At 47.5% G+C, this 20,588-nt stretch carries 21 protein-coding genes; 8 read left to right on the forward strand and 13 right to left on the reverse strand.

Features of this window, described 5'->3' with window-relative positions; genetic code table 11:
- Window positions 1-1,391 (forward strand): ShlB/FhaC/HecB family hemolysin secretion/activation protein (locus ACUVQO_RS01660; protein WP_445924158.1); only part of this gene is annotated, 1,391 nt, incomplete at its 5' end.
- A gap of 6 nt (window positions 1,392-1,397) precedes the next feature.
- On the forward strand, window positions 1,398-1,700 hold the full coding sequence (locus tag ACUVQO_RS01665) for a BamA/TamA family outer membrane protein (RefSeq protein ID WP_445924159.1): 303 nt from the start codon (window positions 1,398-1,400) through the stop codon (window positions 1,698-1,700).
- 52 nt (window positions 1,701-1,752) lie between these two features.
- Here ACUVQO_RS01665 and ACUVQO_RS01670 read toward each other — a convergent pair whose 3' ends face one another.
- A complete protein-coding gene (locus tag ACUVQO_RS01670; protein ID WP_445924160.1) occupies window positions 1,753-2,883 on the reverse strand; it encodes a DMT family transporter in 1,131 nt (376 codons plus the stop codon).
- Window positions 2,884-2,996: 113 nt separating this feature from the next.
- Between ACUVQO_RS01670 and sppA the strand changes: the two genes are divergently transcribed.
- The 6 genes from sppA (at window position 2,997) to ACUVQO_RS01700 (ending at window position 8,512) form a co-directional block, all read left to right on the forward strand.
- Window positions 2,997-3,842 (forward strand): signal peptide peptidase SppA, encoded by an 846-nt coding sequence (sppA, locus tag ACUVQO_RS01675; protein WP_445924161.1) that lies wholly within the window; start codon window positions 2,997-2,999, stop codon window positions 3,840-3,842.
- 235 nt (window positions 3,843-4,077) lie between these two features.
- Window positions 4,078-4,470, forward strand: a complete 393-nt coding sequence (gene aroH / locus ACUVQO_RS01680) for a chorismate mutase (RefSeq protein WP_445924162.1) — start codon at window positions 4,078-4,080, stop codon at window positions 4,468-4,470.
- Window positions 4,471-4,514: 44 nt separating this feature from the next.
- Window positions 4,515-6,005, forward strand: a complete 1,491-nt coding sequence (gatB, locus tag ACUVQO_RS01685) for an Asp-tRNA(Asn)/Glu-tRNA(Gln) amidotransferase subunit GatB (protein ID WP_445924163.1) — start codon at window positions 4,515-4,517, stop codon at window positions 6,003-6,005.
- Window positions 6,006-6,325: 320 nt separating this feature from the next.
- A complete protein-coding gene (locus tag ACUVQO_RS01690) occupies window positions 6,326-6,535 on the forward strand; it encodes a hypothetical protein (RefSeq protein ID WP_233746591.1) in 210 nt (69 codons plus the stop codon).
- 359 nt (window positions 6,536-6,894) lie between these two features.
- Entirely contained in the window at window positions 6,895-8,301 is a 1,407-nt protein-coding gene (locus ACUVQO_RS01695; RefSeq protein ID WP_445924164.1) for an aromatic ring-hydroxylating dioxygenase subunit alpha, read from the forward strand.
- Window positions 8,252-8,512, forward strand: coding sequence for a hypothetical protein (locus tag ACUVQO_RS01700; RefSeq protein ID WP_445924165.1), 261 nt, complete (start codon window positions 8,252-8,254; stop codon window positions 8,510-8,512). Before ACUVQO_RS01695 ends, ACUVQO_RS01700 begins: the two co-directional genes overlap by 50 nt.
- Before the next feature lie 152 nt (window positions 8,513-8,664).
- Here the strand turns inward: ACUVQO_RS01700 and ACUVQO_RS01705 are convergent, their stop codons facing one another.
- From ACUVQO_RS01705 to ACUVQO_RS01760, 12 genes are all read right to left on the reverse strand, one after another.
- The gene (locus ACUVQO_RS01705) at window positions 8,665-8,865 is read right to left on the reverse strand and encodes a hypothetical protein (RefSeq protein ID WP_445924166.1); all 201 of its coding nucleotides are present in this window, start codon (window positions 8,863-8,865) and stop codon (window positions 8,665-8,667) included.
- Window positions 8,866-9,073: 208 nt separating this feature from the next.
- Complete coding sequence (locus ACUVQO_RS01710) at window positions 9,074-9,631, reverse strand: glutathione S-transferase family protein (RefSeq protein WP_445924167.1); 558 nt, start codon at window positions 9,629-9,631, stop codon at window positions 9,074-9,076.
- 16 nt (window positions 9,632-9,647) lie between these two features.
- Entirely contained in the window at window positions 9,648-10,109 is a 462-nt protein-coding gene (locus ACUVQO_RS01715; protein ID WP_445924168.1) for a hypothetical protein, read from the reverse strand.
- 60 nt (window positions 10,110-10,169) lie between these two features.
- Window positions 10,170-11,357 carry a glycosyltransferase gene (locus tag ACUVQO_RS01720; RefSeq protein WP_445924169.1) on the reverse strand — a complete coding sequence of 396 codons (1,188 nt, stop codon included), beginning with the start codon at window positions 11,355-11,357 and terminating at the stop codon, window positions 10,170-10,172.
- A gap of 26 nt (window positions 11,358-11,383) precedes the next feature.
- A complete protein-coding gene (locus ACUVQO_RS01725; protein WP_445924170.1) occupies window positions 11,384-12,655 on the reverse strand; it encodes a glycosyltransferase in 1,272 nt (423 codons plus the stop codon).
- 2 nt (window positions 12,656-12,657) lie between these two features.
- Window positions 12,658-13,464 (reverse strand): hypothetical protein, encoded by an 807-nt coding sequence (locus ACUVQO_RS01730; RefSeq protein ID WP_445924171.1) that lies wholly within the window; start codon window positions 13,462-13,464, stop codon window positions 12,658-12,660.
- Between the two features lie 388 nt (window positions 13,465-13,852).
- On the reverse strand, window positions 13,853-14,959 hold the full coding sequence (locus ACUVQO_RS01735; protein ID WP_445924172.1) for a glycosyltransferase family 4 protein: 1,107 nt from the start codon (window positions 14,957-14,959) through the stop codon (window positions 13,853-13,855).
- 126 nt (window positions 14,960-15,085) lie between these two features.
- Window positions 15,086-15,796, reverse strand: a complete 711-nt coding sequence (locus ACUVQO_RS01740) for an FkbM family methyltransferase (protein ID WP_445924173.1) — start codon at window positions 15,794-15,796, stop codon at window positions 15,086-15,088.
- A 9-nt stretch (window positions 15,797-15,805) separates the two neighbouring features.
- Window positions 15,806-16,996 (reverse strand): glycosyltransferase family 4 protein, encoded by a 1,191-nt coding sequence (locus ACUVQO_RS01745; protein WP_445924174.1) that lies wholly within the window; start codon window positions 16,994-16,996, stop codon window positions 15,806-15,808.
- A gap of 38 nt (window positions 16,997-17,034) precedes the next feature.
- A complete protein-coding gene (locus tag ACUVQO_RS01750; RefSeq protein ID WP_445924175.1) occupies window positions 17,035-18,438 on the reverse strand; it encodes an O-antigen ligase domain-containing protein in 1,404 nt (467 codons plus the stop codon).
- Entirely contained in the window at window positions 18,428-19,426 is a 999-nt protein-coding gene (locus tag ACUVQO_RS01755) for a glycosyltransferase family 2 protein (RefSeq protein WP_445924176.1), read from the reverse strand. Before ACUVQO_RS01755 ends, ACUVQO_RS01750 begins: the two co-directional genes overlap by 11 nt.
- Window positions 19,423-20,574: a glycosyltransferase family 4 protein gene (locus ACUVQO_RS01760; RefSeq protein ID WP_445924177.1), complete on the reverse strand. Its 1,152-nt coding sequence runs from the start codon at window positions 20,572-20,574 to the stop codon at window positions 19,423-19,425. The genes ACUVQO_RS01755 and ACUVQO_RS01760 overlap by 4 nt, the downstream gene beginning before the upstream one ends.
- Window positions 20,575-20,588: the final 14 nt, after the last annotated feature.

Genomic DNA, 20,588 nt, shown 5'->3' on the forward strand with positions numbered 1-20,588 from the left:
CTCTCAAAATTGCTCAAACACCTCCAATCCAAAAACCTGATGTACGTCCGCCGTTGTTCGATCCGGGGGTAGGGCAACCTCCTTCCAGAGAGCCGCTGCCACAGCCAGAAATTGAGCCATTACCACCTCCAGAACAACTACTTCCTCCGTCTCCGACCACGCCCACGCCTCCAGGTGACGTTCCTCCGATCGAGGCTCCCCAAACCATCCGGGTAAACCGCTTTGTGATCACGGGCAGCACCGTATTTTCAGAGCAGGAATTGATGGCCGCGATCGCAAAGGTGATTGGCCCACTGGGGCCGGAGGGGCGGAATGTATCTCTGGCAGAACTGTTTCAGGCCCGATCCGCCATCACCGACTACTACACCAGTCGGGGATACATCACATCAGGAGCTTTTATTCCACCCCAGAAGCTGCAGAACGGGGTGGTGGAAATTCGCGTGTTAGAAGGCAGCCTGGAAGATATTCGGGTCACAGGACTGAAGCGGTTAAATCCGGGTTATATTGCCAGCCGGATTGCGATCGCCACCAGAGCACCCCTCAACCGCGACCTGTTGCAAGCTCTCCAACTGTTGCAACTAAATCCATTAGTAGCCAGCATTTCCGCAGAATTATCCGCCGGATCCCGTCCTGGCAACAGTTTGCTAGAGGTGAGAGTCACCGAAGCTCGATCTGCCTTTGCCACCTTTACCATAGATAATCAGCGAGTGCCCGGTGTCGGGTCAGTGCGGGGGCAACTTTGGGGAACCGAGGCAAATTTGCTGGGATTTGGCGACGCGATTAGTCTCTCTTTTACCAAAACTCAAGGAAGCAATGCGCTCGACTTTAGTTACACCGTTCCCCTCAGCCCCTATGACACAACCCTGGCTTTCAGTGCCGGATTTTCTAACAGTCAGGTAATTGAAGTACCTTTTGATATCTTAAACATTCAATCCGAATCCTATTATCTGGAATTGACAGGTCGTCAGCCGATTATTTGCACTCCGACTCAGGAATTCGCATTGGGATTGACGCTGAGCACTCGCCGCACCCGCACCACCTTATTTCTTGATAAACGCTTACCATTTCCCAGCCTCGGAACGGATGCCGAGGGACAGACTAAAGCCTCTGTCATCCGCTTTTTCCAGGAATACACCACCCGCAAAAGCCTATCTGTGTTTGCGGTGCGATCGCAATTTAACCTGGGGGTAGAAGCCCTCGGGGCGACCGTCAATGAATCGCCGCCGGATACCCAGTTCTTTCCCTGGAGAGGTCAGGCGCAATGGGTACGGTTATTAGCACCCGATACGATTCTACTGGTGCGGGGTGACCTACAACTGGCCGATCGGCCACTGCTGCCCATTGAACAGTTTGGCATTGGCGGTTTTTTAAGCGTCCGGGGCTACCGGTAAGATCTATTGCTTACCGATAACGGTCTATTTGCCTCTGTTGAAACCCGGATTCCAGTTCTGCCCTTTCCTCAACAGCAAGCCCTGGTGTTTTTCACTCCTTTTGTAGATTTTGGTAAAGGTTGGAATTATTCATCTAGCCCTGATCCGGATCCCGGTACTCTGGTTTCTACCGGATTTGGCTTGCGCCTCCAGATCAGCAATAACTTTAATGCTCAGCTTGTGTTTGGGTTTCCACTGGTCAAGGTAAACTCCCAAAAAGAAACTCTGCAGGAAAAGGGAATTTATTTTTCAGTTATTTACACCCCTTGAGCTGAGCAAAGGTCAAGTTTTCAGGGCATCTGCTCCTTTTGCCCATTGCCTTTTATTCTTTGGGCAACACATTTGAGAATATCGCGACCCCTGATAGGGGAGCAGGCTGGGTTTGCGGAATTACGGAGTCAGATGTGGCGATCGCCGCAGTAACCTGAAACTTCTGTGCTAGCACATCTCGTTGATTAATCAAGTAAATGCTGAGCAGAGTTAGCCCCACACCGCCCCACTGGATAGGACTCAGCATTTCATTCAGGAACAGGTTGCCGAAGATCAGAGCAAAGACAGGAGTTAGAAACGTCAGCGAACTGAGGCTGGTGAGACTGCCACGGGAGGCAAAGTAGAAGAATAGACCATAGGAAACAGCGCTGCCAAATATCGTGGAATAGGCCATCGAGAGCCAGTTAGAGGCATCCAGATGGACGAACTGCGCCGTTTCAAATTGGGCAGACAGGGCAAATAGGGGCAAACCGCCCAGAATCATGTGCCAGCCTGTAGCCGCAACCGGATCAGCATGACGACTAACGTAACGCATCAACACCGTACCTACGGCCATCGACAGGGAAGCCAGTAGCATTAACCATTGCCCATTCTGGAACAGGTCAGCCAGTAAATGGATGCCTAATTGTCCCCCATCCAGGGAAACCTTGCCTTGCAGCAGGTTGAGAATCCACTCGTCAGGTAACCCCAGCAAACTAATTCCTACAATTCCTAACACTAAACCTAGCCAGCCCCACAACCGAATCTGTTCACCAAATAGCCACCGCGCCATCAGAGCCACAGCCAGTGGTTGGGAATCAATCATCACAGATCCCAGGCCTGCTCCGGTCCGCACCAGCCCTTCTGCCAGAAATCCCTGAAACATTGCCCCATCTACCAGGCCAAATAAGGCAATCCAAAACCAGGCTTTCCATCCTTGAGGTTGCGGCTTCCTGGCAATCACTGCCGTGGCTAACACCAACAGTCCTGCAGGCACCAGGCGGACTCCAGCCATAAACAACGGTGTGGTGTTGGGAATTACTGCCTTCATCGCCACCATTGCCGTTCCCCAAAAGAAGAAGGGGGCAATCAGTAGTAGGGGATAGAAGGGCAGTTTCGGTGCGGTGGATGAATGCATGAATGTAGTCAGGGCAGTTAGAGAGGTAGGTGACGATCGCTCAGACTCATCAGTTGTGAGCATCATCAGTAGAATTGTAGCTAATTCTATACTTATGTTAAGTAGTAGATTGTAATTTCTCTATGACAAACCCTGAATAAATCAGGCACGCTAGAAATTAGTTAAGTAACTAAATCTCTATGGTTTGGCCATTTAAGTCTCGTGCTCGGAAACAAATTGCTCGAATTGAAATTAATGGCGCGATCGCGGCAGGCACTCGTAAACGGGTTCTGGAAGCGCTGAAAATTGTTGAGGAGCGGAAATTCCCCGCTCTGCTGCTGCGCATCGATAGTCCAGGTGGAACGGTGGGAGATTCCCAGGAAATTTATGAAGCGTTGAAACGGCTTCAGGAGAAAGTCAAGATTGTCGCCAGCTTTGGCAATATTTCGGCTTCTGGTGGGGTATATATCGGCATGGGAGCGCCTCATATTATGGCCAATCCTGGCACAATCACCGGCAGCATCGGGGTGATTCTGCGGGGCAATAATCTGGAGCGCCTGCTGGAACGGGTGGGCGTGTCCTTCAAAGTCGTGAAATCTGGCCCCTATAAAGATATCCTGGCCTTCGATCGAGAAATGAGCGACTCGGAACGCCACATTTTGCAGGAGTTGATTGATATCAGCTATCAGCAATTTGTCAAGACAGTGGCAGAAAGCCGGAAATTGGCCGAAGATGCCGTTAGAAGCTTTGCCGATGGTCGCATTTTCACCGGACAGCAAGCCCTGGAACTGGGGATTGTCGATCGCTTAGGAACCGAAGAAGATGCCCGTCGCTGGGCTGCGGAACTGGCTGGGCTCGATCCAGACAAGACCCGCTGTTTTACCTTGGAAGAACGCAAACCCTTTTTGAACCGCCTCATTTCCAGGGAAGAAAGCCAGCCGCGATCGGCTTTACTTTCCCTGGCAGGTCTTCCCCCTCAGGCAACCGAGTGGCTGGCATTTGAACTGGAGACCAATGGATTACCGCTCTGGCTGTATAGACCTTAGAGGAGTGCAGGGGTGGGAAATTCTGAACTTAAAACTCAAAACTTAAGACTACTCCCGATTCCCTGCTCCCTATTCCTCTTCGGAGAAACTTTAATAACCTTATAAAAGGATCACTGACGTTTAATGGCATTTCAGCCATGATCGGGTTAAGGTGAGATAGCATTAATTCTTTTGGATTGAAAAATTGTTTGACATACCATTAGCATTAAATTTGGATTGTTTGGAGGATAAAAGCGTGGGTTGGCGAGTTCGAGCAATTCGTGGTGCAACAACGGTATCGGAAAATTCGGTTGCAGCGATTCGGGAAGCGGTACACGAACTCCTGGACGAGCTAGAAGCCCACAATCGCCTGGATATGGATGAAGTGGTGAGTGTCACCTTTTCCGTCACCCGCGACCTGGATGCCATTTTCCCCGCTGCGATCGCCCGCGAACGCCCCAACTGGAGCAATGTTCCTTTACTGGATGTGCAACAGATGCATGTCGAAGGTAGCCTACCCCGTTGCATCCGCCTGCTGATTCACTTCAACACTCCCAATCCAGCGATCGAAATCTACCACCCCTACCTGCGACAAGCCAAAAATCTCCGCCCCGATTGGACATTAGCCCAAGCAGCACTGTCGAAGTAGTTTAACTCCTAAAATAGAGCCATTGTTGTACAAGAAATTCCTCCATGACAGCATCGGCTCCTGCAAAGACGCAATATGAAGCCGTGATTGGGCTGGAAACGCACTGCCAGTTAAACACGGCTACGAAAATCTTTTCTTCTAGCTCGACTCAGTTTGGTGAACCGCCGAATACGTTGATTGATCCGGTTTGTATGGGCTTGCCAGGTACCTTGCCTGTGCTGAATCAAAAAGTCCTGGAATCAGCGGTGAAGACTGGACTGGCCTTGAATTGCCAGATTGCTCCCTATAGTAAGTTCGATCGCAAGCAGTACTTTTATCCCGACCTGCCCAAGAATTATCAGATTTCCCAGTATGACCTGCCGATCGCGGAACATGGTTGGCTGGAAATTGAACTGGTAGATAAGGAAACGAATACGGCTACCCGGAAGCGGATTGGCATTACCCGTCTGCACATGGAAGAAGACGCCGGAAAGCTCGTGCATGGTGGCAGCGATCGCCTCGCGGGTTCTACCTATTCCCTGGTGGACTATAATCGGGCCGGCGTTCCCCTGCTAGAAATCGTCTCGGAACCGGATATTCGCAGCGGTCAGGAAGCCGCAGAGTATGCCCAGGAGTTACGCCGAATTTTGCGCTATCTGGGAGTCAGCGATGGCAACATGCAGGAAGGCTCGCTCCGCTGTGATGTGAATATTTCCGTGCGTCCCGTGGGCCAGAAGGAGTTTGGCACCAAGGTCGAAATTAAAAACATGAACTCCTTCAATGCCATTCAACGGGCGATCGAATACGAAATTGAGCGGCAAATTGCGGCGATTGAAGCTGGAGAACGGTTAGTCCAGGAAACCCGACTTTGGGAAGAAGGTTCACAACGCACTATCAGTATGCGCACCAAAGAAGGTTCCAGTGACTACCGCTACTTCCCGGAGCCTGACCTGGGGCCAATTGAAGTCTCTCCAGAGCAGTTGGAAGAGTGGCGATCGCAATTACCGGAACTGCCTGCCCAGAAGCGCCACCGCTATGAGGAAGAGTTGGGGCTGTCTGCTTATGATGCACGGGTGCTAACCAACGATCGGGCGATCGCCGAATACTTTGAAGCCACTCTGGCAGCAGGTGCTCCAGCTAAACAGGCGGCCAACTGGATCATGGGCGACATCAGCGCCTACCTGAACAGCAACACGGGCCTGAACATCACCGACCTAGCTCTCCAACCTGACAATCTGGCAGAACTGATTGGCCTGATCGAAGACCGCACGATCAGCAATGCTGCCGCTAAAACCATCCTGCCGGAATTGCTAACCAAGGGTGGCTCTCCCAGGGCGATCGTCGAGCGGGAAGGACTGGGCCAGATTTCTGATACGGGCGCACTGGAAACCGCGATCGCTGAGGTGCTGGCTGAAAATCCCAACGAATTGGAGCAATACCGCAACGGAAAGACTAAACTTTTGGGCTTCTTCGTCGGTCAGGTGATGAAAAAAACCGGAGGCCGCGCCGATCCCAAGCTAACCAACCAACTATTGGCCAAGAAGTTGAATGGTTGATTGTCCTGGCAGCAGGCTTGATAAAAGCTTCATACCTCTGCGGTATTAGCCGCCACTTCTTTGTCAAAAATATTGACGAGGGGTAACACCCCTCACCCCCTTAATGGCATACTGTGATAAGTAGATGCACCCTGACGATAAGGGGGAGAACTTAGTGCCTCCCCCTTTTTTGTTGATTCGACACGCTTGTTAAGCGTTACGTATCGTTAAGTCTGACAAATGTAAATTATTCTAATGACCCATAACACTTCATGTGCGAATCACAGCAAATTCCCCTGGAGAAGGGCAAGATAGAAATAGTTGAGAAAGAGGACTGAATCATGTCTGTTTGCCTTCGTAGAGTGTATTCAGAACTTAAGAAAATTGACGAAGTAGATTCTGCAACCAGCGCCCTCTATCGTCAGCATGCTCAGGAAGTTTTGGCAGAGCCTGAAATTAGCCTTGCCCGACGGTTGGTCATTGCCAAACGACTGATGCAGGCCAATCAATTTCTGGGAATGAAAACAGTTGATCAGGGGGATAGTTACTAGCAGACAGAGGGCAACGGGCAGAAGGTCAACCAAGTCGAGCTAGAGAACGGTTATTTTCCGATCAAAGAAACAGTGGTTCTGGAGTTGAAAACAGTTTAGAAGTAGAAGCCTTTTTACATTGGAACTCCTGCCCATTAGGCTTAATCATCAGTTAAGATGGGCAGAGCTTGGCGTGCCCATTCAAATCAGCCAGAATTACAGGATGGATCGTTTCCCTTTACCCATCCGACGTTTTTTCAATTTGCCAGAAGTCTATTGACTGGCTGCGATGCTTGAGAAAGATAATCCGGTTTTCTAATAGGAGTTGTTAAGATATGTAAAAGAAAATTCCTTATTAATTATTGATTGGGACTCCGGGAATGCAGACTCAAGAGCGTACTCAAACTGGCCTGCCGAGGCTGTTACCTGCTGGTGGGGATGATCCCACTCGCTTTGACTGTAAAGAAGCCTGGTATCCCGTGTCCTACTTGGAAGACCTTGATCGCTCAAAACCCAGTCGGTTTACGCTACTAGGTCAAGATCTGGTGCTATGGTGGGATCGGCAGGCTACCTGTTGGCGAGCTTTTGTCGATCAGTGTCCCCATCGGTTGGTGCCGCTTTCGGAAGGACGAATCGCCGAGGATGGACTGTTGGAGTGTCCCTATCACGGATGGGCTTTCAAGGGAGACGGCACCTGCGATCGTATTCCGCAACAGGTGGCAGGAGGAACCGCCCATGAATCTCCCAGAGCCTGTGCCACTGCACTCCCAACCGCAGAACGGCAGGGGCTGTTATTTGTGTATCCTGGCGCTCCTGATCGGGCACCCCAGGTGAAAATCCCCGTGGTTGAACCTTTGGAAGAGTCGCCTGAGGGGTGGATCTGTCTGAATACGTTTCGCGATCTTCCCTACGATGCTCTGACGCTGCTGGAGAATGTCCTGGATTCCAGTCACCTGCCCTTTACCCATCACCGTTCTGTGGGCAATCGCAGTAATGCCAGTCCGGTAGAACTGGAGGTGGTAGAAACTGGGAAGCAGGGTTTTAAAGGAGTCTGGCCAGAAGGGCCACGTAAGGGCACGTTGGGGCGGCAGGATACAACGTTTGTAGCTCCTTCCCTCATGTGGCACGACCTGACCTCCAAGCAGTTTGGTCGTACCCTGACGGTGGTGTATGCCACTCCCATTCGCAAAGGAGAATGCCGGGTGTTTGCCCGATTCCCGTTCAAATTCGCCTCTAAACTCCCAGAATTTTTCATCAAGCTTTTGCCGCGATGGTATTCCCATATTGGGCAAAATGCAATTCTGGAAGATGATCAGATTTTTCTACATTTTCAAGAGCGGTATCTGGAAGCGCAGGGGGGAGGCTCCAAGTTTGCCAGGGCATTTTATCTGCCCACTCGTGCTGATGCCTTTGTAACTGCCCTGCGAAAGTGGGTGACTGACTTTGAGGCTGATCCGTTTCCCGGGGAACCGTTGCCGCCTCGTCTATCTACAGAAGCCTTGCTGGATCGGTATCATTCCCATACAGGGCATTGTGCCAGTTGTCGTCAAGCCCTGACCAGCATACAACAGTTGCGCTGGCTGACGGCTGGCATTGGGGCGATCGCCTGGTTATTTCTGCCTCCGCTCCTGCTATTAACCGGAACCACCGCCCTTCCGACAATCTTGTTCACCGCTCTCATGCCGCTCAGTATGGGGGCCGTGTGGTTGGGATTAGGACAACTGGAACGGCGGTTTTATGAAGGCCGGAAAACGCCTCCCCGCAATCTGCCCGAAAAAGGTAAATAAAGGGCAAAATCCGGCGATCGTTACTGCAGTCGATTGCATGGAAATGGATGAAGTCGCTCCCCAGTTTTTAGTTCAGGAAGAAGAAAGCCAGGGCACGATACCTAATCCTCCGGGCACAGGGGGCAGCGGTTCCAAGTGTGATCGCAGCGATCCTGTTCTATGTTCGCGATCGCACTGGAAAGCTACCCCACGCTTACTTTGGTTGGATTGAAGGCAACCCAATTCAATACCTGTTGCGGTTTATTCTATTTGGGGAAGGCGAGATTGCAGTGGTCACTCGAGAAGTGCTGCGTAAGGCGGAAAAAAAATCCAGACCGCCGTCCCGTGATCCATGTGGGAGGCTAGGTATACTGCCTGGATAATTTATCGGAGAATTCGAGTGACGCGGGCATCAAATTCCGTACCGTGGGGATGCTCATTTCTAGCCTGAGCACGGGCCATGACATCTGCTGAATGTTTGGATTCAGCATCAATTTCGTAGCGACTGGTGGCGTTGTGACAGGCATTGGTGTTGTCTCCGGCATATTCCTTGATATCAACCAATACCTCGTATGTGTGAACCATTGTAGGAACCTCCTCGTTTAATAAGGAAACGATGGGAATGGGATCAGTATAGAAATCCTGGAAGGTTCGTGAGGCGAATGACATACAATTCTTTAGCTGTTGTTATGTAAGTTTAAGAAGAGGTTAGGGATCAGACACCGGGAGGTGATTACCGATCCCTACTCCTGATCCCCAATCTCCTTCAAGTCATTCGACAATACTATTCCCCTTACACCCGTTTTGCGATCGCTTTCTGGTAGGCAGGACGCTCACTTAATCGCTGTACATAAGCTTGCACTGCTGGGTAATCCTGGAAATCCAGCTTGAGCATCAAGGGAATGTAAGCCAGTAAGGCCCCTACTGCAACATCAGCAGCACTAAATTGATCCCCTAACAGAAAGGGATGTTGTTCCAGATGTTGATTCAGTACGGCCATGTGGCGACTGAAAGCACTTTCCCGTGTCGCTTCTGAAAAGATCTCTGGCCCCAGCGTGGCATTCCCATAGAGAATCCACTGGTTGATGTGCGAGCGTGCTTCTAAAGATAAATTGGGATCACCATACTTCTCTGCCAGGTAAAGCAAAATGGCACCCGATTCCCAGAGAATGAAGTCTCCATCAACGATCGCAGGTACCTTGCCCACTGGGTTGATCGCCAGAAACTCAGGTTTCTTATGTTCACCTGCTTTCATATCCAACAGGACGTACTCATAGGGAATGCCCAGTTCTTCTAAATACCACTGGACAATCGAAGCTCGGCTAAACTGGCCACCGTAAAGTTTTAGCATGGTTTTTGGGACAGACTTACAACACTTTGTGAGTGTACTCGTGTTGCTTCACATTGTCTTCTGCTTTGACAATCCGTTGAGAGTTGAGGATTCGCTTTCGCTCCGTAGAAAAATTAAAGTCATGTCTGACGGTTCCTACCGGAATATAGCTCTGAGCCACCGGACGAGCTTTATAGGTACGAGTAGCGGCCAGCAGACGATCGCCAAACTCATCGCATAACTGGGCATCTGAAGGAAATTCAGGCGGAATATGAGCCGTATCGTTGATCCAAACGGCTCCTAATGAGGTCGCGATCGCCATTTCATAAGAGGTGGCAATCCCTTTCACGATCGCTTCCAGGGCCGCCGAGGGGATCGGCTCCACAATCTTAACGGCATGAACTTCTCCATCTTTCTTGATGAAGCAAGTTGCCAAACCTAAAACGACGTAGTCATCAGCCGACACATCCGTAGCGTTGAGAGAACTGTTGGTTATCATAGGAATTTTTAAGAACCTTTTCCAGGGGCTATTCTGCACTTAGATGCCACCCGTTGAATTTTACCAACAAGCAGGGAACCATCCCAGAACGTTGGAAAACGTAACCCTAGAGGTCTGACTCACTTGCTGGAGACATTGAGCAATTTGCTCATTCGTGGCTGCCAGGTCGAAACGTTTAACAGCCTCAGCCTGAGCATTACAGGCTATTTCCTGGCTGTGGTGAGGGTGCTTCTGGCAGTGATTAATACAGGTCGCCAGTTTTACCGGGTCGCCTGGAGGCGTTAACCATCCGGTTTTTCCTGACTCCACCAGTTCAATGGCTCCTCCCGCCGCCGCCGCAATCACTGGAATACCGCCCAGCATCGTTTCTACAATTACCCGTCCAAAGGGTTCAGGAGCCGTGGAGGTATGGGCGACGACATCGCACGCGGCCATCAATTGGGGGATGTCCGATCGAAAGCCTAAAAACCGAACTCTATGTTGCAGTCCTTCCTGCTCAATCTGCTGGTGCAGTTGTTCAACATATTTCTGTTCCCCAAATAGAGCATCTCCCACCAACAGCGCTGTGACATTCTCTGAACAGTGTTTCAGCGCCTCAATCAAGATGTGTTGGCCTTTCCAGGGAGAAAGGCGACTGAAGTGTCCGACGATAAATCGAGATTCCAGGCCAAGTTGTTGTCGTAGGGTGGAGCGATCGTGCTGGATCTGCTGAAAGGCCGCAATATCAAATCCGTTGTACACTACTTCTGTCGGCGATCGTCCGCCAGCTTGCTGAAAGGCCGCTTTGGTAGCCTGAGAGTTGGCAATCACAGCCACGGCAAAGGTATTCGCCAGGGAAACGATCAAACGCTGATTGATAGCACTGAAATGCTCTTGAGAAACAATGTCATGCAGATGGTAAACCAGGGGTCGCTGACTCAGGGCACTGGCGATTGCGCCAACCACTAGGGCTTTCGGAGTGTTGGCATAGATCAGATCAAACTCGCGGCTAAGTTGGGCCACTTTGATAATCAGAGGCATTAATTGCCTGATGCTGCTCAATCCCTTCACCACACTGCTGTCTTTCTGGACTGCAATGGGAGTAGCAAGAACGCAGGTTGGGATCTGAGCTTGCTCTAACAGGGTATGAAAAGGCCCTTCAGCAAATAAACAAACCAAGCAGTGATCACGATAGGGACGCGCTACATCCAACAGAGATAACTCAGCGCCTCCTATCTTGCCACTTTGATCTAGAAACAGGATCTTCATAACAACAGCAAAATATTCCCGTGTGCTTAGATGTGTCTACTCAATAGGGTCTGTAGGAGTGTGTCAATTTTTTGCTCCATCATTGATTGACTGAACAGAGTCCTGGCACGAAGTTGAGCAGTCTGAGCGATCGCCCTGGTTTGCTCTGGATGTATGCGGCAATGGTGAATGATTTCTGCTAACTTGACCGGATCGGAAGACGGCATCAGCCAGCCCGTTTTGCCATGTTCCACCAGTTCCACAGCTCCTCCACTCGCCACTGCTACAACCGGAACACCGCACAGCATGGCCTCTACAATCACCCGCCCAAAAGGCTCTGGAGCAGTTGATGTATGGGTGATCAGATTACAGGCAGCCATTAACTGGGGAATCTGATCCTGGAATCCTAAAAACTTTACTCGGCAATGGAGATTTAAGCGATCAATTTCACGGTAAAGGTACTCGACATACGCTTGTTCACCAAACAGGGCATCTCCCACAAACCAGGCAACTACCTCATTGGGACAGTGAGTCAGAGCTTCGAGTAGAATATGCTGTCCTTTCCAGTTAGAAAAACGACTGAAATGTCCTACCACAAACGATTTTTGATTATTTTCAGAAAACGATTCAGCAATAGCTTCAAACTTATTTAATGAAGATACCAAGAGATTTTGATTATATCTATTATTTATCAAAGAACTAAATGATATTAAATTCGAGGAAGTGAGACTAATAGCTCTTGGGGTTGCCTGATAGAAATCAACATTAAAACCATTATACACAACTTGAACTAAGTCAGGTCGTCCTCCTGCATCAATGAATGCCTGTTGAGTTGCTTGGGAATTGGCAATAACCAACGTAGCAAAACAATTGGCCAGGGTGGTCAAAAGTTGCACATTTGCCCAACTAAAATGATCCTCGGAGAGGATATCGCGCAGATGATAAACCAGAGGATGACGACTAACCGCACTGGCGATCGCACCCACAATGAAGGCTTTGGCAGTGTTGGTATAGATAACATCGTATTCACGGCTTAGGTGAATCACGGTTTTCACTAGGGAAATCAGAGATCGACTAGCCAGGAGGCTCTGCCAGATTGGGCTATCGCGTCGAACTTCTAAGGATTCGCTGGTGAGGATTTGGACAGGGATTTGCGCTCGTTCTAGCAATTGCCGATAGGGGCCATCCTGAAAGAGTCCCACCAAGCAGCGATCGCGGTAAGGACGAGCAACATCTAAAAGGGACAATTCTGCTCCACCAATGTTGCCACTCTGATCTAAAAAAAGAATTTTTGTAGACTGCGTGGAGTTAGGCATCATGATTACACTTTGACCCGATTTTTGGGAATGTATCGGCCAATGCCAGGTAAGCGTTTCTTCCAGGTAATGGACTGACGAAGATGGGGAGGCAAAGGTTCTGCTAGTCGAACAAGTTGCTGATCTGATAGGGGAGAACGCCCACAGAAAAATGGATGTTTAGGGCGCTGGCTGAAATAGCTAAAAAAGATAGCCGAGCGATCGCAGTCTACAGGAGGTTTACCCCGGTGATAGTAGCGAGCCGTGTCTGCAAAAATAACCATGCCCACTTTCCCAGTGCAGGATGTTATCCAATCAGAGGTCTGAAGATTCAGGTGTTCTTCCAGCTTTCGATGGGTGAGTACCCGGTATTTAGGCCGAAGAGTAAAAATGAGATAATCATTCACATCAAGTTTGACACATTCGTAAGGCCCCCCATTCTCATCCACATCATTCAAATACACGCATACCTTGACCATCTTCCAGTCTTCTTTATCCCGGTGCCACTTGCGGGGGCCAGCATCTTGTCCATTGGCCAGACTGTAGTACACCGACAGACCATCATAAGCAACTGGCAGTTGCAAATAAGCTTCTATTATTTTTAATAGCCGTTCAGAGGTTCCCCACCAAAAGAGTTCAGGATATAGCAATAATTGTTTTGCAGTTGCCGTCAGCGTATGGCGATCAGCATAGATGGGAGAGGTCGATCGCCTAGCCAGTTCAGCTGCTACACTGTACCCTGCCTTCAAAAGTTTTTCAGTCCGGGGAATCTCTAGAGCACTTAACGTTGTTACATAAACCCCTTCTTTTTCCAGTCCCTCAACAATCTTCAAAGCTTCTGAGTCAAGGTAAGGCAGCTTTTTTTTATAGCGCTCTAGGAACTGTCGATATCGAGGCAGGAGAAAGTTTTGTTCAATAAAATCAGTATTGGCGATGCCAAACGCAAGATTTGAAGTTATACTTAATACCCGTTGAATAAGTTGGTTTGTAATCGAAGATAAACAAATAACGTAATTAATTATCACAATCAACAGATCGGCTTTTTGACAGTCACTTTAATCATGACATTTTAATAATCAAGAAAGATTAAAGTTGTGGTTTAAATATTATTTATGATAGTTATTTAAAATTTTCTAGAAAAATTTAACAATTATTTTAGTATTGATGTCTATGTAGATAGACAGCTTATTGTATTTCCGTAGCCAAATCTAAAACTCAAGTTTAAGACAGCAGAACGTTACGCACTTTGGGAGCAATAAGTTGCCAGTCAAAGTGCTGCTGGGCATAATTCCGGCAATCCATTCGAGGTGGTAACGGCAGGGTTCCCGTTAACAACTCAATGAGACGGTCTGCGATCGCATCACTCTTCACAGAGTCAGTAATTAAATCCGGATAAAATGGCGCAATAATTTCTGGCATGCCTCCGACAGGAGTACATAAGGCTGGAGTTCCACAGGCCAGAGATTCCACCAAAATCAGCCCAAATCCTTCCAGGCTCTGGCTAGGCACCACCGTTAAATCGGCAGCCTGATAGGTTATTGGCAGTTGCTCATCGGGCACGTACCCCAGGAATTGCACATACTGATTCAGATTTAGTGCCTCAACCTGTTGTTCTAAAGAGGGACGAAGAGGCCCTTTTCCCGCGATCGCGAGCCACGCCTCCGGCACCTTTCGTTGCACCTCAGCCATCGCCAGCAAGAGCTTATCCAACCCCATGCGCTGAACTAAGCGACGCGGTGTAAACAAAATCTGACGATCTAAAGGCCAACCCAATCGGAGTCGCGCTTCCTCACGAGACAAATTAGGCTGGAAGCGATCGGTGTTGACGCCACCAGGAATAATGTGAATCTTCTCCCAGGGAACCCGATATTGCTCATGCAGAATCCTGCCAAAGGCTTTACTGAGCACAATGAAGCGATCGCAGCGCCGATATACTTGTTGTTCAATCCAATATTTCAGCAAAACCTGCCATTGAGAATCGCCTTCCTGCTGGCTTTCCCCTGCCCAGGGGCCATGAAAATGGCAGGTAATCGGGATATTTTTCGGAAGATCTCTAAGTAGTGGAAACCCGTATAGCGCGAAATGAAGATTAATGGCATCCGGCAAAGCAGCTTGACGGCAACTCAACTGTCGGTGAAATGCCCAAAGTCTTTTCGGCAGAGAACTGACAGGTGATGCCAAATTAATCAGTTGTAAGGGTAAATCTAATGCGGAGTCTGGTAATCCAATGCCCCAAAGCTCGATGCAATCCTGCTGAGTAGCTAGTTGACAAAGTAGTTCGTAAACATAACGGTTCAGCCCCCCAGGAGTATGTGGAAACCATCCCATTCCGATACATAGAATAGAAGCAGATTCAGAAACTGGATAGTTCATGTAGAACTTTGGCATCAAAAACAACGTCTGATGCATATTTCTGAATAACGGTCGATCTATCCGGAACTTTAACTAAAAATTTTACTCACCCTCAATTAAATACTTAGGAAATTCAGTATTACGAAAAATCAAGTTCACGCTATTCAGAAATATCCGTTCAAATGAGTTTTCTTGCATATACTTTTCTAACTGTAATCTCTCCTGATCACCATGATATTCCGTACAGACTAACAAGGTTCGCTTTAAAGCCCGACTTGAACCACGCAAAACTTCCAAGTCATTTCCTTCTGTATCAGTAGTCAAAAGATAGATCCACTTGGGATTAATGCATTCAACTATTTCATCTACTGTAATTTGAGGGATGTATTCCTGCTTCAGCAAAGAAGATTCTGGTAGCGGTTGTACAGAATTATGTACCGAAGCTATCGCATAATTGAATTTGCATAATTTTGGTGTAGAACCAACTACTGCTTTAATCGTAATATCTCTACTGCGAAAACGTTGCAAAAGTAAAAAATTTGACTCATCAGGTTCTATAAGAATCCCATTGAATCCTTTTTTGTAAAAGAAATATGTATTTGAAATATAGGATGGTTGATTGGCACCGATATCAATATAGACTCCTGTGCTCAAATCAAGTCCATTTAGCAATTTCCTAAATTCACAATCCTCTTGATGCTGGGCATAGGTAGATCTGGCCGGAAGTAAGTGGTCAAACAAAGCACGGGTATATCTCTTAGTGTAAACTAGCCCTCGAAATTGCTTCGATATCCAGTGAGAGAAACTTTTCATGATTTCTATTTAAATTCCTTTAAGACTGACCTGCTCATAAATAGCGATCGTATCATTGATCATCTTTCCTAAAGTAAATTTCTGATGAGCAGTTTTGTATGCCTGATCAGCTAAATGCTCACGAAGTTGGGGATTATTTGCCAGTAGCTTTAGCTGGGATACTAAGGTTTCAGAATCATCAAAGGGAAAAATAAAGCCATTCATACCATGTTCAATCTGATCCTCTGCTCCCCCTGCTGGAGTGCGAATCGGTACAACTCCACAAGCCATTGCTTCAGCTACTACAAGTGCAAATCCTTCCTTACGGCTGGGTAATACAAAGACATCAGCAGCCCAGTAAATATCGCGAAGATCTTTTGTATAACCCATAAAGTGAAAGTAGAACTGATCTTCTGCACTCTGAAAAGCATACTCTTTAATTTGCTTTTCCTCGTGTCCAGATCCAGAAAACAGGCACCTGATGGTTGTTATTGAATGCTCAGTTCTCAATTGCCTGACAGCATCAATCAAAATATCATGTCCTTTATTCCAACTAAGCCTGCCAACCAGAGCGCAGATCAATTCATCTTCCTGGAAATTCAGTTTCTTACGTGCCAGACAGCGTTCTTCAGCCGTTGGGGGCCGAAACAAATCAGTATCAATTCCCAACAGCATTCTACTTACTTTTGATTCTGGAAATCTTAAATCTTGAGTCAGAAAGTTTGCAATTTCTGAGGAATAGGCAATAAACTTATCAGGTGTAAAAAGTCCTAAATAGAATTGGTATTGAAGATGATTGACCTGCAATGCTTTTTCTTTAAGCAACTTTGGATCATTACCATGAATTGATGGATGAAAGGTTGCGACACAGCGAATCTGAGTAAAAATCTGAACAATTCGAGCAACCAACAACATGGAATATCCATGAGCATGAAGCAAGGAAATCTCATGCTTTCTGATGGTCTGATAGATCTTCAGTAGGCAAGAGAAATTGGGAAGCAGAGGATTTATTTTCTCAAAAATTATCCAATCTTCTACAAGACTTTTAAGGGTTTCAAAACGAGTGATGGAAGTAGAGTCGTAGAAAACAGGGCCTGTGATCATAACAATGCGCCAGCCATGAGCCTTTAAACCTCGAATCAGGGTTTCACAATGGGAGGCAACTCCATCATTGCAGTCAACTCGCTTCAAAATAAATCCTACTGTTTTCTGGTATTTCATGATGACAGTATATCCAGTCAGATCAATACATTGCTCAACTATCTTAAGAGCATACTTTGCTGGCTCTCGTGATATTTAACCGCAGCCATTCCTGCCCCCAAAAAAACCCATAATGCAACTGCAATAAATCCAGATGTGACAACGTTCATAGTGATTTGAGAGAAACTACCTAACGCGATCGCCAGACAAGAGCCAACAAACAGATCGGTACTAATAGATGAGCTTTTAAATAAACGAATGAAGGCAGATAAAATCCCGGCAATATAAGGCACAGTACCAATCCAGCCCAGTGAGAATAATAGAGTTAGTAATCCATTGTCATTTCCTATATCAGCAGCTCCTCCTAGCCCATCTCCCACTACAGAAGTTAAAGCTCTACCTAGCAGGAAATTAAACATTGACACTCGATCTTGGAAGCTATTATCTTCCTGAACATTAGATAGAGTTTCAAGCCGAGGAGAGATCACAGTAGAAAAAGGTTCTATCATGATGAGGGGCATTAGTAATAGAGTGGCAATTAGAAGATTTAGAATTAAACGCAGTTGGAATTTAAGCTTCAATAAACCCGCATAGCTCAGTAAACCGACTAACCAACTGAGCCAGGCTGAACGAGCCGAGGATAATAAAAATGATAAATAGCCCGCCAGCATGGCAAAAAAATTAAATTTACTTTTGTTGGTTAATAGCAAAAGCAATCCTGGCATGAGCATCCCGCCCAGTGCTTGGGGTGAATGCATCGTACTAAATACTCTAATTTCGAGAGGCTCAGGATTGCCAAACGTGACAATCCCAAGTTGATAAATCATGTTATTTAACCAAACTTTATCCCATTCAGGAGCGATAAAATATTGAATGACACCATAGACTCCAACCACCAAAGTTCCCCATAGAAAAGTGGTATAAATATTCTTCTTAAATTCAGGAAACCTTTGCCAGTAAATGTATAAGTGTAGTCCCAATAGAATCGGCGTAAACCAGCCTAGAAAATTAAGAATAACGGCGTTTGCAGGGAGACTGAGTATGCCAATACCAAAGCCATAGATGACACTGGCTCCACTTAACAAAAATGGGACTCCACCTTGTTTGATAGTCTTTGGCAGATTTCTACACAGGCTAAGAATAGCGATAAAAGTAACCAATAATGGGGTTAGTAACACTGGGCTGGGATTAACCCAACCTATCTGAAAATCAACCAAACGGCGCACCCAGGAGCAAAGAAACCACATCCATAAAGCAAAACTAAAATATAAAATGGGATATTTTCGGTACAGGTAGGCGGCGACCAGAAAGGCCCCTGCCGGAAATCCATAATTAACAAGCTGGCCAAAGCGAAGCAACAGACAAGCTGCTGTGAAAAATGCGAACCCTAAAATGACTAACCAGGCATCTGCTGGTTTTAGCCCAAAACTCAAGGCTGGTTTAGATTGATCACTAAGCAGCATTGTTTAATTCATTCCCCGATTTAACTAAAATTCCATGCCGATTCTCGGTTCGGCTTCGCCACCAGGTTTGCCATCCTTGCCATCGTCCTTGCATAGAAGCGATCCACTTCTGGATTGCCAGAGTACGCTCATGGGCTAAAAAGCGGATCAGTTGGACAACCCCAAAAACACTGCGAGTTCCGACCAGCGTTGACCAGATTAGAAAAATTACCCGCTGATAAGGCGCTAAATTCTCCAGAGTGACGAGGGTTTCATTGTGCGCCAGGTTGATCTGGGCAACGGCATTGAACTGATTGCGCTGATCCTCATCAAATCGTTGAGCAGGATAGTGATCAACAGCCACTTGAGGGTCATACACCAGCTTCCATCCAGCTTTTTTGACAGCCAAACTAAACCCCATATCATTACAAACTTGGGCACCCATTCCTTTCAGGCGAGAGTCAAACCGCAGTCCATCCAGAGCAGTTCGCCGAAAGCTCATATTTGCACCTTTCAAAATGTCTACTTCGCGTGCACTGCCCGTGCAGATATGATGATTTCCAATCGATCGCCCAAACCACTGCAGGCGGCCTACGGTATCTGAAGCCCCCGGATGAGCAGACGCATCGATTAATTGACCGTTGATATATACCCAGTCCCTTCCTCCCAAACCGCCTAAGCGATCGTCAGCCAGGAAATGAGCCTCAATTCGCTCTAGCCAGTCGGAGTGGGGAGCCGCATCATCATCCGTGATGGCAATGATATCTCCCCTGGCCGCCTCCAGACCCGCATTCAGGGCGGCAACCTGCCCCGGAACAGCAACGGTAATTAGCCGCAGCCCCAGGGAAGGATAAGGATTGACTGCAAAGAACTGTGAGGTTTCTAGATCCTCTTCTCGAATAACAATCAAAATTTCATCCGCTAATTGGGTTTGTTGTTGTAGGGCCTCTAAACAACGTGCTAGATCTTGGGAGCGACGGTAAGTAGGCACAAGAACTGTCAATTTCATTCGGGATGCCTCCTCTGTTCCAGCAAATTTTCAAATAAAGTTAGCCGCTGTTGCGCAATATCTGCCCAGTTATACCGTTGGGCTGTTTGATAAGCGTTGTATTTTAGGGTTTTAAGATAGACACGATCGCAAATCAACCGTTCCAATGCCTGCTCAATGGCCAAAGCATCACGAACCGGAACTAAAAGCCCATCATGGCCATGTGTGACGATTTCCAGCGGCCCCTGAATGGCAGTGGTCACTGGAGCCAAACCACACGCCATTGCTTCCACAATCACCAACCCGAACCCTTCTGCCAGAGTTGGTAATAGTTTAATGTGATGTCCTTGTAACAGGTCAGGTAACTGTTCATTGGTGTAGGTGGGAATCACCCGAATGCGATCGTGAATGCTCGGATCAAAATCGGCATAAACTTGATCTGCTGAACAAAGCGTACCCAGAAAACTGACCTTAACGTTGGGATAACGGCTGAGAATTGCATTGAGAGCAGGAACACCATATTCAATCCCCTTTTGAGCCGTATATCGACCCATTTGGACAATCCCGATCGGTGCATTTTCAGTGACTGGTGAATCAGGAAAAGGTAGATTGAGCAATGCTTCTGAAATGCCATTGGGACAAATATGAATCCGTGCTGGTGAAATCCCTAATTGTTTTATTGCATAAGTCGCATCTTGCCGATTCAGCATAAAAACCAGATCGGCACATCGCAAAGATTGGGCAACCTCCCATAGACGAAATCCGCCATGCCAGAGTGGATATTTCCAACTCAGTTTTAATCGACCCTGTCGGGCATCCTCCAACACTTGCAGGTGAACAGTATGCTCAAGCCCGTGACTTTGAGTGACTAGCAGGGGACGGTTACGACTGAATTTTTTCCAACCATTGCCCCAAATCCAAGCATCGCCAGTCATAGCTTCTATGATATCAATTGGATGCTGGCTAACTAGCTTGCGAATATGGGATGCTACAAACCAGGGAAATACTGATGATTCCGCCTTTTCAGAGAGCCTGTGGGGAAGATTTTCAAAAGAGAAGAAGCAAACTTTGTGACCTTTCCGTTCATATTGTTCTGCTAACCGCAGAGTAGCCCCTGCAGCCCCTGCATTCCGATCTAAATAGTGGTGAAGAATCAGCAAAATATTCATGGAACACGGTCGAA

Source organism: Leptodesmis sp., from assembly GCF_052746595.1.

Excerpts from the sequence above, each read along its gene's own strand:
- ACUVQO_RS01720 (WP_445924169.1), bottom strand. The coding sequence starts at position 11,357 with ATGAAGATCCTGTTTCTAGATCAAAGTGGCAAGATAGGAGGCGCTGAG.
- ACUVQO_RS01710 (WP_445924167.1), bottom strand. The coding sequence starts at position 9,631 with ATGCTAAAACTTTACGGTGGCCAGTTTAGCCGAGCTTCGATTGTCCAG.
- ACUVQO_RS01700 (WP_445924165.1), top strand. The coding sequence starts at position 8,252 with ATGAAGGCCGGAAAACGCCTCCCCGCAATCTGCCCGAAAAAGGTAAAT.
- gatB (WP_445924163.1), top strand. The coding sequence starts at position 4,515 with ATGACAGCATCGGCTCCTGCAAAGACGCAATATGAAGCCGTGATTGGG.
- ACUVQO_RS01735 (WP_445924172.1), bottom strand. The coding sequence starts at position 14,959 with ATGGGATGGTTTCCACATACTCCTGGGGGGCTGAACCGTTATGTTTAC.
- ACUVQO_RS01745 (WP_445924174.1), bottom strand. The coding sequence starts at position 16,996 with ATGAAATACCAGAAAACAGTAGGATTTATTTTGAAGCGAGTTGACTGC.
- ACUVQO_RS01705 (WP_445924166.1), bottom strand. The coding sequence starts at position 8,865 with ATGGTTCACACATACGAGGTATTGGTTGATATCAAGGAATATGCCGGA.
- ACUVQO_RS01715 (WP_445924168.1), bottom strand. The coding sequence starts at position 10,109 with ATGATAACCAACAGTTCTCTCAACGCTACGGATGTGTCGGCTGATGAC.
- sppA (WP_445924161.1), top strand. The coding sequence starts at position 2,997 with ATGGTTTGGCCATTTAAGTCTCGTGCTCGGAAACAAATTGCTCGAATT.
- ACUVQO_RS01740 (WP_445924173.1), bottom strand. The coding sequence starts at position 15,796 with ATGAAAAGTTTCTCTCACTGGATATCGAAGCAATTTCGAGGGCTAGTT.
- ACUVQO_RS01725 (WP_445924170.1), bottom strand. The coding sequence starts at position 12,655 with ATGATGCCTAACTCCACGCAGTCTACAAAAATTCTTTTTTTAGATCAG.
- ACUVQO_RS01690 (WP_233746591.1), top strand. The coding sequence starts at position 6,326 with ATGTCTGTTTGCCTTCGTAGAGTGTATTCAGAACTTAAGAAAATTGAC.
- ACUVQO_RS01750 (WP_445924175.1), bottom strand. The coding sequence starts at position 18,438 with ATGCTGCTTAGTGATCAATCTAAACCAGCCTTGAGTTTTGGGCTAAAA.
- ACUVQO_RS01695 (WP_445924164.1), top strand. The coding sequence starts at position 6,895 with ATGCAGACTCAAGAGCGTACTCAAACTGGCCTGCCGAGGCTGTTACCT.
- ACUVQO_RS01755 (WP_445924176.1), bottom strand. The coding sequence starts at position 19,426 with ATGAAATTGACAGTTCTTGTGCCTACTTACCGTCGCTCCCAAGATCTA.
- ACUVQO_RS01670 (WP_445924160.1), bottom strand. The coding sequence starts at position 2,883 with ATGATGCTCACAACTGATGAGTCTGAGCGATCGTCACCTACCTCTCTA.
- ACUVQO_RS01760 (WP_445924177.1), bottom strand. The coding sequence starts at position 20,574 with ATGAATATTTTGCTGATTCTTCACCACTATTTAGATCGGAATGCAGGG.